Raw genomic sequence first — 13,693 nt, forward strand, 5'->3', positions numbered from 1 at the left:
GCTATCGGGAGCAAGCCCCCTCCCACATTTGGATCACGTATCTGGCCTAGTGCCCACCTCATGGCCTAGACTGACCCGCATCTGCTGTCCCCTGCTTTTAAGGCCTCTTGCATGTCCGATCCTCGCTATCAGATCGACGTCAGCGTCGTCACCCGCTTCCTGGCGGACCAATCGCAACCCGAACAGAACCGCTTTGCCTTTGCCTACACCGTCACCGTAAAAAACAACGGGTTGGTCCCGGCCAAGCTGCTGTCGCGCCACTGGGTCATTACCGATGGCGACGGCCAGGTCGAGGAAGTGCGTGGAGCAGGCGTTGTCGGCCAGCAACCCTTGATCAACAGCGGCGCCAGCCACACCTACAGCAGCGGCACGGTGATGACCTCCAAGGTCGGCACCATGCAGGGCTCGTATCAGATGAAAGCTACCGACGGTCATTTGTTCGACGCAACGATCGAGCCCTTCCGCCTCGCGGTGCCCGGAGCCCTGCACTGATGGCGACGTACGCGGTCGGCGACCTGCAAGGTTGCCTGGAACCTCTCAAGTGCCTGCTCGAGCGCGTAGCCTTTGACCCCGCAAGCGATCGCCTGTGGCTGGTGGGCGACCTCGTCAACCGAGGCCCCCACTCCCTGGAGACCCTGCGCTATCTCTATAGCCTGCGTGACTCGCTGGTATGCGTACTCGGCAACCACGACCTGCACCTGCTCGCGGCCGGCAATAACATCGAGCGCCTGAAAAAGGGCGACACCCTGCGCGAAATCCTCGAAGCGCCGGACCGCGCCGAGTTGCTCGACTGGCTGCGCCGGCAAAAACTCATGCACTACGATGAGGGCCGCAACATGGCCTTGGTGCATGCAGGCATCCCACCTCAGTGGACGCTGAAAAAAGCCCTCAAATGCGCCGCTGAAGTCCAAAGTGCACTGGCCGATGACACCCTGTACACCACCTACCTGGACGGCATGTACGGCAACGAACCGGTGAAGTGGGACAACGACCTCACGGGCGTAACCCGCCTGCGCGTGATCACCAACTACTTTACGCGGATGCGCTTCTGCACCGCTGAAGGCAAGCTGGACCTCAAGAGCAAGGAAGGCGCCGACACCGCGCTACCCGGCTACAAGCCATGGTTCGCCCATAAGGAGCGCAAGACCCGTGATACGAAGATCATCTTTGGTCACTGGGCCGCCCTGGAAGGCAAATGCGACGAACCCGGCGTGTTCGCCCTCGACACCGGCTGCGTATGGGGCGGCGCCATGACCCTGATGAACATCGACACCGGCGAGCGCTTCGGCTGCCAGTGTGAACCCCCTCTTTCCATTACCCAGCCGGCCGCCGCCAAACCATAGGAGCCCGCCATGACCGAATTCAAACGTATCCCTCCCCAAGAAGCCCAAGCGCTGCGCGAGCAAGGCGCGGTGGTCGTCGATATCCGCGACCAGCCTACCTATGCGGCAGCTCATATCCCCGGCGCCAAGCATCTGGACAACGTCAACATCGCCGACTTCATCCGCGCCGCCGACCTCGATGCGCCGCTGATCGTAGCCTGCTACCACGGCAATTCCAGCCAGAGCGCGGCCGCTTATCTGGTCAGCCAGGGCTTCTCCGACGTCTATAGCCTGGACGGCGGCTTTGAGCTGTGGCGTGGGACCTACCCTTCGGAAATTTCCAAAGGCGATTCGCAATAATTTTTTTCACACCCCGCTATCCCGCGTGACGCTTGGGCTTGCGCCGTTTCTGACGAACGGCGCAGCCAAACTAATTGCGCATCGCGCCTTGACCTCCCGGATTCCGAACTATCCTTAAGCGCAGGCCATCCGAATCAGGGGAGAGCCGGTACACCGGCGTACGGGTCATCGGTAGCGTTTCAGGGTGTTCTGGGGGGAAAACAGCCATTGGCGCGTGTCAATGACTGCCAGCATCCGCTGATTGATCCGGCGTCGGCTCCACGTATCGAGCGAGGTGACGACGTCATGAGTATCTTTAGCCACTTCCAACAACGCTTCGCGTCCACGCAGCAGGAAGAACTCACGCTTCAAGAGTATCTCGAGCTGTGCAAGCAGGACCGCAGCACCTATGCCTCTGCCGCCGAACGCCTGCTATTGGCGATCGGCGAGCCGGAGCTGGTGGAAACCGCCAACAATTCGCGCCTGTCGCGAATATTCTCCAACAAGGTGATCCGCCGCTATCCGGCCTTTGAAGACTTCCATGGCATGGAAGAATGCATCGACCAGATCGTCTCCTACTTCCGCCATGCCGCCCAAGGCCTGGAAGAGAAGAAACAGATCCTTTACCTGCTCGGGCCAGTCGGCGGCGGCAAGTCGTCCCTGGCGGAAAAGCTAAAGCAGTTGATCGAGAAGGTGCCCTTCTACGCGATCAAGGGCTCGCCGGTCTTCGAGTCGCCCCTGGGCCTGTTCAACGCCACGGAAGATGGCGCGATTCTCGAAGAAGACTTCGGTATACCGCGGCGCTACCTCAACACCATCATGTCGCCTTGGGCCACCAAGCGCCTGGCCGAGTTCGGCGGTGATATCAGCCAATTCCGCGTAGTGAAGCTCTACCCGTCGATCCTCAACCAGATCGGCGTAGCCAAGACCGAACCGGGCGACGAAAACAACCAGGATATTTCGGCACTGGTGGGCAAGGTCGATATCCGCAAACTCGAAGAATTCCCACAGAACGACGCTGACGCCTACAGCTACTCGGGCGCGCTGTGCCGGGCCAACCAAGGCTTGATGGAGTTCGTGGAGATGTTCAAGGCGCCGATAAAGGTGCTCCACCCACTGCTCACCGCTACCCAGGAAGGCAACTACAACAGCACCGAAGGCCTGGGCGCGATTCCGTTCACCGGGATCCTGCTGGCCCACTCCAATGAATCGGAATGGCACACCTTCCGTAACAACAAGAACAACGAAGCCTTCATCGACCGGATCTATATCGTCAAGGTGCCGTACTGCCTGCGGGTCAGCGATGAGATCAAGATTTACGACAAGCTGCTGTTCAACAGCTCCCTGGCCAAGGCCCACTGCGCACCCGACACGTTGAAGATGCTCGCCCAGTTCACCGTACTGTCGCGCCTCAAGGAGCCGGAGAATTCGAATATCTATTCGAAAATGCGGGTGTATGACGGCGAGAACCTCAAGGACACCGACCCCAAGGCCAAGTCGATCCAGGAGTATCGCGATACAGCGGGCGTCGATGAGGGCATGAATGGCCTGTCGACACGCTTTGCGTTCAAGATCCTGTCCAAAGTCTTCAACTTCGACCCCCACGAGATCGCCGCCAACCCGGTGCATCTGCTGTATGTACTGGAGCAGCAGATCGAACAGGAGCAATTCCAGGCGGAAACCCGCGAACGCTACCTGCGCTTCCTCAAGGAATACCTGGCACCGCGCTACATCGAGTTTATCGGCAAGGAAATCCAGACCGCGTACCTGGAGTCCTACAGCGAGTACGGTCAGAACATCTTCGACCGCTATGTGCTGTACGCCGACTTCTGGATTCAGGACCAGGAGTACCGCGATCCGGAAACCGGCGAAATCCTCAATCGAGTGGCGCTCAACGAAGAGCTTGAGAAGATCGAGAAACCGGCCGGCATCAGCAATCCAAAGGATTTCCGCAACGAAATCGTCAACTTCGTACTGCGCGCCCGTGCCAACAACAATGGCAAGAATCCCACCTGGCTCAGCTACGAGAAGCTGCGGGTGGTCATCGAAAAGAAAATGTTCTCCAACACCGAGGATCTGCTGCCGGTCATCAGCTTCAATGCCAAGGCCAGCAAGGAGGATCAGCAAAAACACAACGACTTCGTCACACGAATGGTCGAGCGCGGCTACACCGACAAACAGGTACGACTGCTCTCCGAGTGGTACTTGCGGGTGCGTAAATCGCAGTAAGGCAGCGACAAGCCAACGCTGCCAGGCATCCGGCCTGGCGGCTGACCGCTTGTCTCTAAGCTTCCAGCTCGCGGCTTGAAGCTTGTAACGTGAAGCTGCCCGGAGGGCTCCCCATGAGCTATGTGATCGACCGACGCCTTAATGGCAAGAACAAGAGCACGGTAAACCGCCAGCGTTTCCTGCGGCGTTACCGTGACCACATCAAAAAGGCCGTAGAAGAAGCCGTCAGCCGCCGCTCCATTACCGACATGGAGCATGGCGAGCAAATCAGCATTCCCGGCCGGGACATCGACGAGCCCGTGCTTCACCACGGGCGCGGTGGCAAACAGACCGTCGTGCACCCCGGCAACAAGGAGTTCACCACCGGCGAACACATCCAGCGCCCACAAGGCGGCGGTGGCGGCAAAGGTCCGGGCAAGGCCGGTAATTCCGGCGAAGGCATGGACGAATTCGTGTTCCAGATCACCCAGGAGGAATTTCTCGAATTCATGTTCGAAGACCTGGAGTTGCCCAACCTGGTCAAGCGCAACCTGACCGGCACCGACACGTTCAAGACCGTACGCGCCGGGATCAGCAACGAGGGCAACCCCTCGCGCATCAACATCATCCGCACTTTGCGTTCAGCCCATGCACGACGCATCGCCCTCTCGGGCAGCAGCCGCGCAAAACTGAAGGCGGCCAAGGAAGAGCTGGCGCGTTTGAAGCGTGAAGAACCAGACAACTTCGGCGATATCCAGGAAATAGAGGCAGAAATCGAGAAACTCAGCGCACGCATTCACCGCGTGCCGTTCCTCGACACCTTTGATTTGAAATACAACCTGCTGGTCAAGCAACCCAACCCCAGCTCCAAGGCCGTAATGTTCTGCCTGATGGATGTCTCCGGCTCCATGACCCAGGCCACCAAGGACATCGCCAAGCGTTTCTTCATCCTGCTGTACCTGTTCCTGAAACGGAACTACGACAAGATTGACGTAGTTTTCATTCGCCATCACACCAGCGCACGGGAAGTGGATGAAGAAGAGTTTTTTTATTCGCGGGAAACCGGCGGCACCATCGTATCCAGCGCCTTGAAGCTGATGCAGGAAATCATGGCCGAGCGCTACCCTGCCAACGAATGGAACATCTACGCTGCACAAGCTTCGGATGGCGACAATTGGAACGACGATTCGCCGATCTGCCGCGACATTCTGATCAACCAGATCATGCCGTTCATGCAGTACTACACCTATGTTGAAATCACCCCCCGTGAGCATCAGGCCCTGTGGTTCGAATACGAGCGCATCGGCGAAGCCTTTGCCGACACGTTCGCCCAACAGCAACTGGTCTCGGCCGGCGATATCTATCCGGTCTTCCGTGAACTCTTCCAGCGCAGGTTAGTGACATGACCGCCAAAAAAGAGAACAAGCGCCAACCCCTATCCACTGGCTCCGAGTGGACCTTTGAACTGATCCAGGCCTATGACCGGGAAATCAGCCGTATCGCGGCAGGTTATGCCCTGGACACTTACCCCAACCAGATTGAAGTGATCACCGCTGAGCAAATGATGGATGCCTATGCCTCGGTGGGCATGCCGCTGGGTTATCACCACTGGTCCTATGGCAAACACTTCCTCAGCACCGAGAAGTCCTATACGCGAGGCCAGATGGGCCTGGCCTACGAGATCGTGATCAACTCCGACCCGTGCATCGCCTATCTGATGGAAGAAAACACCATCTGCATGCAGGCGCTGGTGGTGGCTCATGCCTGCTATGGACATAACAGTTTCTTCAAAGGCAACTACCTGTTTCGAACCTGGACCGACGCCAGCTCAATCATCGATTACCTGGTGTTCGCCAAGCAGTACATCATGCAGTGCGAAGAACGACACGGCATTGATGCGGTGGAAGACCTGTTGGACTCCTGCCATGCACTGATGAATTACGGGGTCGACCGCTACAAGCGTCCCTATCCGATTTCAGCCGAGGAAGAGCGCCTGCGCCAGAAGGAACGCGAGGAGCACCTGCAGAAACAGATCAACGACCTGTGGCGCACCATTCCCAAGCGCGCCGGCAAAAACAACGACAAGGACAATGCACGCTTCCCCGCCGAACCCCAGGAAAACATCCTGTATTTTCTGGAAAAACACGCCCCGCTGCTGGAGCCTTGGCAACGTGAGATTGTGCGTATCGTGCGCAAGATCGCCCAGTATTTTTATCCGCAGCGTCAAACACAGGTGATGAACGAAGGCTGGGCAACATTCTGGCACTACACGCTGATGAACGACCTGTACGACGAGGGCCTGGTCACGGACGGCTTCATGATGGAGTTCCTCACGTCCCACACCAGCGTAGTCTTCCAACCCGGCTTCGACAGCCCGTATTACAACGGCATCAACCCCTATGCCCTGGGCTTTGCCATGTACCGCGATATCCGTCGCATGTGCGAACACCCCACCGAGGAGGATCGTCGCTGGTTCCCGGAGATCGCTGGCAGCGACTGGTTGTCGACCATCAAGTTCGCCATGAGCAGCTTCAAGGACGAGAGTTTCATCCTGCAGTACCTCTCACCTCAGGTGATTCGTGACCTCAAGCTGTTCAGCATTCTGGATGACGACCTGAAAGACGACCTTGTGGTCCCGGCTATCCATGATGAACCCGGCTACCGCATCATTCGCGAAACCCTGGCCGCCCAATACAACCTGGGCAACCGCGAGCCCAACGTGCAGATCTACAGCATCGATGTGCGCGGCGACCGTTCGCTCACCCTGCGTCATCAGCAACACGACCGTAAGCCGTTGGGCGATTCCACCGAGGAAGTGCTCAAGCACCTGCACCGACTGTGGGGGTTTGACATCCACCTGGAGACCCTGCAAGGCGATCAGGTGATGAAAACCCATCATGTGCCCCCGCGCAGCGATCATAACGACAACGACTACGGCCGCTTGGACATGGCCGTCGTTCACCTCTGAAACAGCAAAGCCTCCATTGCTCAGGCACAGGCGTTATCCTGTGCCGCTAATGGAGGCTTTTTCATGAAAATCTACAAAGTCGGCGGTGCGGTGCGTGATCGCCTGCTGGGCATCAAGGTCACCGATATCGACCGTGTCGTCGTAGGTGCAACGACCGAAGAGATGCTCGCCAAAGGCTATAAGCCCGTAGGGGCCGATTTCCCGGTATTTCTCGACCCGAAAAACGGCGATGAGTACGCCCTCGCCCGCACCGAACGCAAGAGTGGCCGAGGCTACGGTGGTTTTGTGTTTCACGCGAGCCCCGATGTCACGCTGGAGGAAGACCTGATTCGTCGCGACCTGACCATCAATGCCATGGCAGAAGACGATGACGGCACCCTGACCGACCCTTATCACGGCCAACGCGATCTTGAAGCGCGCATTTTGCGTCATGTTTCCCCCGCGTTCGCCGAAGATCCTCTGCGAGTACTGCGCGTCGCCCGCTTTGCCGCACGTTATGCACACCTGGGTTTCAAGGTCGCACCCGAGACGCTGGAATTGATGCGCCAGCTCAGTGAGTCCGGCGAACTGGAGGCCCTTACCCCCGAGCGCAGCTGGAAGGAAATCTCCCGCGCACTGATGGAGGATCAGCCACAGGTTTTCATCCAGGTGCTACGCGACTGCGATGCGCTGAAAACCCTGATGCCGGAGGTAGATGCCCTGTTCGGCGTACCGCAACCCGAAGCCCATCACCCGGAAATAGATACTGGCGTACACACCTTGAGCGTGCTGGAACAAGCTGCATTGCACAAACAGCCGCTGACCGTACGCTGGGCCTGCCTGCTGCACGATTTGGGCAAGGGCCTGACGCCTGTGGATAAGTTGCCGCAGCACATTGCCCATGAGCACCGTGGCTTGAAGCTGATCAAGGCGGTGAACGAACGCTTCAAGGTACCGAGGGATTGCCAGGAACTGGCCTTGCTGGTGGGGCAATTTCATACCCATGGGCATCGAGCGCTGGAGCTGAAAGCCTCGACTTTGCTGGAGTTGCTGCAAAGCTTTGACGTGTACCGCCGGCCGCAACGCTTCGAAGAGTTTGTGGTGGCCTGCGAAATGGATGCCCGGGGCCGCAAGGGTCTTGAGCAGCGCAGTTATCCACAGGCGGATTATTTGCGCGGCGCGGCGAAGGCTGCACGCGAAGTACCGGTCGCACCACTGCTGGAAAAAGGTTTCAAAGGCCCCGAGCTGGGAGAAGCGCTCAAGCGCGAACGGCTGAACACGCTGAAAGCCTACAAGGAACAGCCTTCACCGAAATAACGGCCTTTGTGGCGAAGGAGCTTGCTCCCGCTGGAGTGCGAAGCGCTCCCAAAATAGTGGGGCTGCTGCGCAGCCCAACGGGAGCAAGCTCCCTCGCCACGGCAAGCTCGGCTTCTACAGGAGGGTGTCCGGTGTAAGTTGCTGGCCTTGCCACTCGAAGCCGACAGGCGCCAGCACCTGATCGATCTGCGCATCGCGCCACAGCTCGGCCATTGTCTTGCCCGCCTCAGGGTGAACACGGTCCGGCGCCATCATCGACAGCGGCCACAATACAAAGGCGTTTTTCAGAATTTCGGCTCGCGGCAGGATCAATCCATCAAAATCCCCCACCAAGTCGCCATACAACAGCACATCGATATCCAGCGGTAACCCTTTGCGGTCAGGTGCATACCGGCCATTATCGGCCTCGATGAGTTTGAGTCGACGGTCCAGCTCCATCAACGGCAGGTCGGTATAGGCCGACACCACCAGGTTGAAAAACGGCCCGCTCTTGATACCCACCGGCTGGCTCTCGAACACCGCCGAGCAGCGCATCTGCGTCAGGAACCCTGCCAGCGCATCCAGGCCGGCACATAGACGGCTCTCGCGCTCGATGTTGCTGCCAAGCCCGAGGTAAACCTGAGTCAACGACATCCGCGCTCGATCTCCACGCCCACGCCCTTGGCAGCGGGCACCGCGCCTGGCTTGGTCAACTTGAGGTGCAACCAGGGAATCTGGAATTCGCTCATCAGCACTTCGGCCAGGCGCTCGGCAAAGGTTTCCACCAACTGATACTGGGAATGCTCGGCAAAGGCCTGGATACGCGCGGATACACTGGCGTAGTCCAGCGCCAGGGTCAGGTCATCACCCGCGGCGGCCGGGCGATTATCCCAAGCAAAGCTCAGGTCCAGGCGCAGGCATTGACGGATGCCGCGCTCCCAGTCGTAGGCACCGATCACGGTGTCCACTTCCAGGCCTTCGATAAACACTCTGTCCAAGCACTCTTCTCCGCAGCACGACAAGGGCGCGATGCCCCGTTAGAATCAGGGCGTCCTCGCCCGGAATAGTTAGCATGTTTTGGTCACTGGCGATTTTCGCCTACCTGCTCGGCTCGCTGTCCTTCGCCATTTTGCTCAGCCGCCTGACGGGAAATCCCGATCCGCGAATGAGTGGTTCAGGCAATGCCGGCGCCACCAATATGTTGCGCCTGGCCGGCAAGAAACTTGCCGTCCTGACCCTGCTGGGCGACGTTTGCAAGGGCCTTCTGCCCGTGCTGATCGCCAGTCTCGCCGGCCTTACTTTGCAACAGCAGGCCTGGGTGGGCATATGCGCCGTCCTCGGTCACCTGTTCCCATTGTACTTCCGCTTTCGCGGTGGCAAGGGTGTCGCCACCGCGGCCGGGATGCTGCTGGGCATCTACCCACCGGCAGCATTGCTGGCCATGCTCGCCTGGCTGCTGACGTTCTACCTGACCCGTACCAGCTCGTTGGCCGCGCTGATTGCCACGCCGCTTACCCTGCCGCTGTTGGCCTGGCAGGCACCGCAGGCGTTACTGCCGATGAGCGTGCTGACACTGCTGATCGTCTGGCGCCACCGCGGCAATCTACGCGACCTGTTTGCCGGGCGCGAACGGCATTTTTAAATACGCCGGGCGAAACCGGTTCACGTAAGCCCTACAGCGGCGGCAACTGCTCCATCGGCCAGCGCGCCTGCACGCTGATCGCCAGGCTTTCATGCTGCCCGGCCTGCAAGCGCTGGCAGCCGGCGTAGGCAATCATCGCGCCGTTGTCAGTGCAGAATTCCGGGCGGGCGTAGAACACATGGCCTTGCATGTCGCCGAGCATTTTTTCAAGCGAACTGCGCAACGCCTTATTGGCGCTGACGCCGCCTGCGATCACCAGCCGCTTCATACCTGCCTGCTTGAGGGCGCGCTTGCACTTGATGGTCAAAGTCTCTACCACGGCCTGCTGGAACGCCAGTGCGATGTCGCAACGGGCTTGCTGACCGTCGTCCCCGGCGCTGACGCTCTGCTGCCAGGTATTCAGCGCGGACGTTTTCAAACCGCTGAAACTGAACATCAGCCCCGGCCGATCACACATCGGACGCGGGAAAACGTAGCGCCCGGCGACGCCTTTCTCGGCCAGACGGGCGATTTCCGGACCACCAGGATAGTTAAGCCCCATCATCTTCGCGGTTTTGTCGAACGCTTCACCGGCGGCATCATCCAGGGACTCGCCCAACAGCGTGTATTGGCCGATTCCATCGACCTGAACCAACTGCGTATGACCACCCGACACCAACAAAGCGACGAACGGGAACTCTGGAGGTGTTTTTTCCAACATCGGCGCCAGCAAATGGCCTTCCATGTGGTGCACGCCAAGGGCGGGAATACCCCAGGCAAAGGCCAGCGCCTGGGCGCAAGAAGCCCCAACCAGAAGGGCTCCGACCAATCCGGGGCCTGCCGTGTAGGCGATGGCGTCGATCTCGGTCGGCACACAGCCGGCCTCATCCAGCACCTGGCGAATCAACGGCAACATGCGTTTGACATGATCACGGCTGGCCAGCTCCGGAACCACGCCGCCATAGGCGCGGTGCAGGTCGATCTGACTGAACAGTGCATCGGCCAAAAGCCCGCGTTCACTGTCGTATAGTGCGACTCCGGTTTCGTCGCAGGAGGTTTCAAGTCCCAGTACTAGCATGGGTTTGCGCCTTGTAGAGGCTGAATTCGAAGGCGCGCATAATAGTCGCCACTCCCCCTCCCGACTAGCGGTTTTCGATCAGAGGCTTTGCATTCCGGCCAATGAGGGGTTAACATCCGCAACCCTTAAAAACCGACGACCTCAGCCGCGAATTTTTTGCGACGAGAACGTTGATTCCCGGTAATGAAAGAAGGTAGCTCTGGATGCCAGCCGTCAAAGTAAAAGAGAACGAACCCTTCGACGTAGCTCTGCGTCGTTTCAAGCGCTCCTGCGAAAAAGCCGGTGTTCTGGCTGAAGTTCGTAGCCGCGAATTTTATGAGAAGCCAACTTCTGAGCGTAAGCGTAAAGCAGCAGCCGCTGTTAAGCGTCACGCCAAGAAAGTTCAGCGCGAACAGCGCCGCGCCGTTCGTCTGTACTAATACACAGACGTTCGTAGCAAGCTTCTGCCAAGCCCGGCCCTCAGCCGGGCTGTTGGCATTTGCGGATATCGCTTGATGCTTCACCGTCGACGCCGCACATGCGACCGAGACACTGCTTCACACGTCAGGGCTGGCTCTTTTGCCAGCGGTGCACGTCTCTTCTGACGAGCCTAACAAGGCTACTGACGAGCACACCTATTCTTCAAGCAGACGATCAACTGTATCGGCTGTGCCCATCGATGCGTTTCCGAGGCCCACCATTGGCCAAGACCGGACGCCCGGGCAACATTTCCATGCCGAACACTGATCAGAAACTACCCTCAGTGAATATTCGGCAGATACACTTCCTGAAGACCCATGCAGACGATGATGATCAAGCACTCCATACGTGCGCTTGAACACTTCACGGGCCCTCATTTACACGCAGTGATGACGAGAACGCCATGGCCGGGCTGATTCCCCAGAGCTTTATTGACGACCTTCTGAACCGCACCGACATCGTCGATGTTGTCAGCTCACGCGTACAGCTGAAAAAAGCCGGCAAAAACTACACCGCCTGCTGCCCGTTCCATAAAGAAAAAACGCCGTCATTCAGTGTCAGCCCCGACAAGCAGTTCTATTATTGCTTCGGTTGCGGCGCTGGCGGCAACGCCCTCGGCTTCCTGATGGACCACGACAACCTGGACTTTCCCCAGGCCGTCGAGGATCTGGCAAAAGCCGCGGGCATGGAAATCCCCCGGGAAGAAAGTGGCCGCCCGCACAAACCCCGGCAACCCACCGATTCGCCGCTGTATCCGCTGCTGACCGCGGCCGCCGACTTCTATCGCCAGGCGCTTAAAAGCCATCCGCAGCGCAAGGCCGCCGTTGACTACCTCAAGGGCCGCGGCCTCACCGGTGAAATCGCCCGCGACTTCGGCCTCGGCTTCGCCCCGCCCGGCTGGGACAACCTGTACAAACACCTGAGCAGCGATACCCTGCAGCAAAAGACCATGATCGATGCCGGCCTGCTGATAGAAAACGCCGAGACCGGCAAGCGTTATGACCGTTTCCGCGACCGCGTGATGTTTCCGATCCGCGACAGCCGTGGCCGCATCATCGCCTTCGGTGGCCGCGTACTCGGGGACGACAAGCCCAAGTACCTGAACTCCCCGGAAACCCCGGTGTTCCACAAGGGCCAGGAACTCTACGGCCTGTTCGAAGCGCGCAAGAACAACCGCAACCTCGACGAAATCATCGTGGTTGAAGGCTATATGGACGTGATCGCCCTGGCCCAGCAAGGTCTGCGCAACGCCGTGGCAACCCTGGGCACCGCCACCAGCGAAGAGCATTTGAAGCGCCTGTTCCGCGTTGTGCCCAGCGTGCTGTTCTGCTTTGACGGCGACCAGGCCGGCCGTAACGCCGCCTGGCGTGCGCTTGAGGCCACACTGTCAAGCCTGCAGGACGGGCGCCGCGCACGCTTCCTGTTCCTGCCCGAAGGCGAAGACCCGGATACCCTGGTCCGTTCGGAGGGTACCGACGCGTTCCGTGCGCGCATCAATCAACATGCGCAGCCGCTGGCGGATTATTTTTTCCAGCAATTGACCGAAGAAGCCGACCCGCGCTCGCTCGAAGGCAAGGCTCATATGGCCACCCTCGCTGCGCCATTGATCGACAAGGTGCCAGGCGCCAATTTGCGCACGCTGATGCGCCAACGCCTGTTGGAAATTACCGGTTTGAGTGGCGAAGCCGTGAGCCAGCTGGTGCATAGCGCACCGCAAGATGCGCCGCCAGCCTACGATCCAGGCATGGATTACGACGCCATGCCGGACTATGCCGACTTTCACCAGCCTCAGGAGGCCTTTGCCCCCCAACAGGAGTGGACGCCGAAAAAGCCCGGGGCCGGCGGCAAGAAATGGGACAAGAAACCCTGGAGCAAAAACGGCAAGCGCGGTGATCGCGATGAAGCCTACGCTCCACGCACACCCGTAGCAGTGGAAGCCCCGACGCTTATTGCGCTGCGTACGCTGATTCATCACCCACAACTGGCCGGCAAGGTTGAAAGCGCCGACCACTTTGCCAACGAAAGCAACACCTACGCCCAGGTGCTGATTGCCCTGATCGAGGCGGTGCAGAAAAATCCCAAGCTAAACTCAATCCAGCTGATGGCTCGCTGGCACGGCACGGAACAAGGCCGTTTATTGAAAGCATTGGCGGAAAAGGAGTGGCTAATTGACGGCGACAACCTTGAACAACAGTTTTTAGACACCATTAATAGGTTATCTGCGGGTCAACACACTCAGACCCTCGATGAGCTCATTAAGAGAGCAAGGCAGCCGGGATTGTCGGCTGAAGAGCAGATTCAGATAGCAAAACAGATGCGCGACCTCTTAAAACAGAATGTTTACGCATCAAACCCGACCTCAGCTGGCGTGTGAGGTCATAGCTCGGGTATAATCCTCGGCTTGTTTTTTGCCCGCCAAGACC

At 58.8% G+C, this 13,693-nt stretch carries 13 protein-coding genes; 10 read left to right on the plus strand and 3 right to left on the minus strand.

The genetic code is table 11. The annotated features are described in order from the left end of the window. Nucleotides 1-111: 111 nt before the first annotated feature. The 7 genes from apaG to J1G33_RS25775 all read left to right on the plus strand — a co-directional run bounded on the left by apaG (nucleotide 112) and on the right by J1G33_RS25775 (nucleotide 8,133). Nucleotides 112-492, plus strand: a complete 381-nt coding sequence (gene apaG, locus J1G33_RS25745; RefSeq protein ID WP_223019020.1) for a Co2+/Mg2+ efflux protein ApaG — start codon at nucleotides 112-114, stop codon at nucleotides 490-492. Continuing rightward, a complete protein-coding gene (locus J1G33_RS25750) occupies nucleotides 492-1,343 on the plus strand; it encodes a symmetrical bis(5'-nucleosyl)-tetraphosphatase (protein WP_078822480.1) in 852 nt (283 codons plus the stop codon). The genes apaG and J1G33_RS25750 overlap by 1 nt, the downstream gene beginning before the upstream one ends. Nucleotides 1,344-1,352: 9 nt before the next feature. Then, nucleotides 1,353-1,682, plus strand: a complete 330-nt coding sequence (gene glpE, locus J1G33_RS25755; protein ID WP_223019021.1) for a thiosulfate sulfurtransferase GlpE — start codon at nucleotides 1,353-1,355, stop codon at nucleotides 1,680-1,682. Nucleotides 1,683-1,967: 285 nt separating this feature from the next. Beyond that, nucleotides 1,968-3,890, plus strand: a complete 1,923-nt coding sequence (locus J1G33_RS25760) for a PrkA family serine protein kinase (protein ID WP_003194732.1) — start codon at nucleotides 1,968-1,970, stop codon at nucleotides 3,888-3,890. Nucleotides 3,891-4,003: 113 nt separating this feature from the next. Then, nucleotides 4,004-5,275, plus strand: coding sequence for a YeaH/YhbH family protein (locus tag J1G33_RS25765; protein WP_223019022.1), 1,272 nt, complete (start codon nucleotides 4,004-4,006; stop codon nucleotides 5,273-5,275). Further along, entirely contained in the window at nucleotides 5,272-6,837 is a 1,566-nt protein-coding gene (locus J1G33_RS25770) for a SpoVR family protein (RefSeq protein ID WP_005792056.1), read from the plus strand. Before J1G33_RS25765 ends, J1G33_RS25770 begins: the two co-directional genes overlap by 4 nt. A gap of 63 nt (nucleotides 6,838-6,900) precedes the next feature. Next, nucleotides 6,901-8,133: a multifunctional CCA addition/repair protein gene (locus J1G33_RS25775; protein ID WP_223019023.1), complete on the plus strand. Its 1,233-nt coding sequence runs from the start codon at nucleotides 6,901-6,903 to the stop codon at nucleotides 8,131-8,133. A 114-nt stretch (nucleotides 8,134-8,247) separates the two neighbouring features. Here the strand turns inward: J1G33_RS25775 and folK are convergent, their stop codons facing one another. Beyond that, nucleotides 8,248-8,766, minus strand: coding sequence for a 2-amino-4-hydroxy-6-hydroxymethyldihydropteridine diphosphokinase (gene folK, locus J1G33_RS25780; RefSeq protein WP_032879174.1), 519 nt, complete (start codon nucleotides 8,764-8,766; stop codon nucleotides 8,248-8,250). After that, nucleotides 8,757-9,110: a dihydroneopterin aldolase gene (folB, locus tag J1G33_RS25785; protein ID WP_032879173.1), complete on the minus strand. Its 354-nt coding sequence runs from the start codon at nucleotides 9,108-9,110 to the stop codon at nucleotides 8,757-8,759. Before folB ends, folK begins: the two co-directional genes overlap by 10 nt. 74 nt (nucleotides 9,111-9,184) lie before the next feature. On the opposite strand from folB, the gene plsY reads away from it, so the two are divergent. Beyond that, nucleotides 9,185-9,754, plus strand: coding sequence for a glycerol-3-phosphate 1-O-acyltransferase PlsY (plsY, locus tag J1G33_RS25790; protein ID WP_005792062.1), 570 nt, complete (start codon nucleotides 9,185-9,187; stop codon nucleotides 9,752-9,754). 31 nt (nucleotides 9,755-9,785) lie between these two features. Here the strand turns inward: plsY and tsaD are convergent, their stop codons facing one another. Beyond that, nucleotides 9,786-10,811 carry a tRNA (adenosine(37)-N6)-threonylcarbamoyltransferase complex transferase subunit TsaD gene (gene tsaD / locus J1G33_RS25795; protein WP_005792063.1) on the minus strand — a complete coding sequence of 342 codons (1,026 nt, stop codon included), beginning with the start codon at nucleotides 10,809-10,811 and terminating at the stop codon, nucleotides 9,786-9,788. 203 nt (nucleotides 10,812-11,014) lie between these two features. Here tsaD and rpsU point away from each other — a divergent pair, with 203 nt between their 5' ends. Both rpsU and dnaG read left to right on the plus strand, forming a co-directional pair. Further along, on the plus strand, nucleotides 11,015-11,230 hold the full coding sequence (gene rpsU, locus J1G33_RS25800; protein ID WP_002551877.1) for a 30S ribosomal protein S21: 216 nt from the start codon (nucleotides 11,015-11,017) through the stop codon (nucleotides 11,228-11,230). Between the two features lie 443 nt (nucleotides 11,231-11,673). Beyond that, nucleotides 11,674-13,644, plus strand: a complete 1,971-nt coding sequence (gene dnaG / locus J1G33_RS25805) for a DNA primase (protein ID WP_223019024.1) — start codon at nucleotides 11,674-11,676, stop codon at nucleotides 13,642-13,644. Nucleotides 13,645-13,693: the final 49 nt, after the last annotated feature.

Origin of the sequence: Pseudomonas sp. P867, from assembly GCF_019891455.1 — a bacterium.
In the GTDB taxonomy this organism is placed as follows: Bacteria; Pseudomonadota; Gammaproteobacteria; order Pseudomonadales; family Pseudomonadaceae; genus Aquipseudomonas; species Aquipseudomonas synxantha_A.

Bases quoted from the DNA above. Each gene is read 5' to 3' on its own strand.
- apaG (WP_223019020.1), top strand. From the start codon at position 112: ATGTCCGATCCTCGCTATCAGATCGACGTCAGCGTCGTCACCCGCTTC.
- J1G33_RS25760 (WP_003194732.1), top strand. From the start codon at position 1,968: ATGAGTATCTTTAGCCACTTCCAACAACGCTTCGCGTCCACGCAGCAG.
- J1G33_RS25775 (WP_223019023.1), top strand. From the start codon at position 6,901: ATGAAAATCTACAAAGTCGGCGGTGCGGTGCGTGATCGCCTGCTGGGC.
- J1G33_RS25750 (WP_078822480.1), top strand. From the start codon at position 492: ATGGCGACGTACGCGGTCGGCGACCTGCAAGGTTGCCTGGAACCTCTC.
- J1G33_RS25765 (WP_223019022.1), top strand. From the start codon at position 4,004: ATGAGCTATGTGATCGACCGACGCCTTAATGGCAAGAACAAGAGCACG.
- dnaG (WP_223019024.1), top strand. From the start codon at position 11,674: ATGGCCGGGCTGATTCCCCAGAGCTTTATTGACGACCTTCTGAACCGC.
- folK (WP_032879174.1), bottom strand. From the start codon at position 8,766: ATGTCGTTGACTCAGGTTTACCTCGGGCTTGGCAGCAACATCGAGCGC.
- glpE (WP_223019021.1), top strand. From the start codon at position 1,353: ATGACCGAATTCAAACGTATCCCTCCCCAAGAAGCCCAAGCGCTGCGC.
- tsaD (WP_005792063.1), bottom strand. From the start codon at position 10,811: ATGCTAGTACTGGGACTTGAAACCTCCTGCGACGAAACCGGAGTCGCA.
- rpsU (WP_002551877.1), top strand. From the start codon at position 11,015: ATGCCAGCCGTCAAAGTAAAAGAGAACGAACCCTTCGACGTAGCTCTG.
- plsY (WP_005792062.1), top strand. From the start codon at position 9,185: ATGTTTTGGTCACTGGCGATTTTCGCCTACCTGCTCGGCTCGCTGTCC.
- J1G33_RS25770 (WP_005792056.1), top strand. From the start codon at position 5,272: ATGACCGCCAAAAAAGAGAACAAGCGCCAACCCCTATCCACTGGCTCC.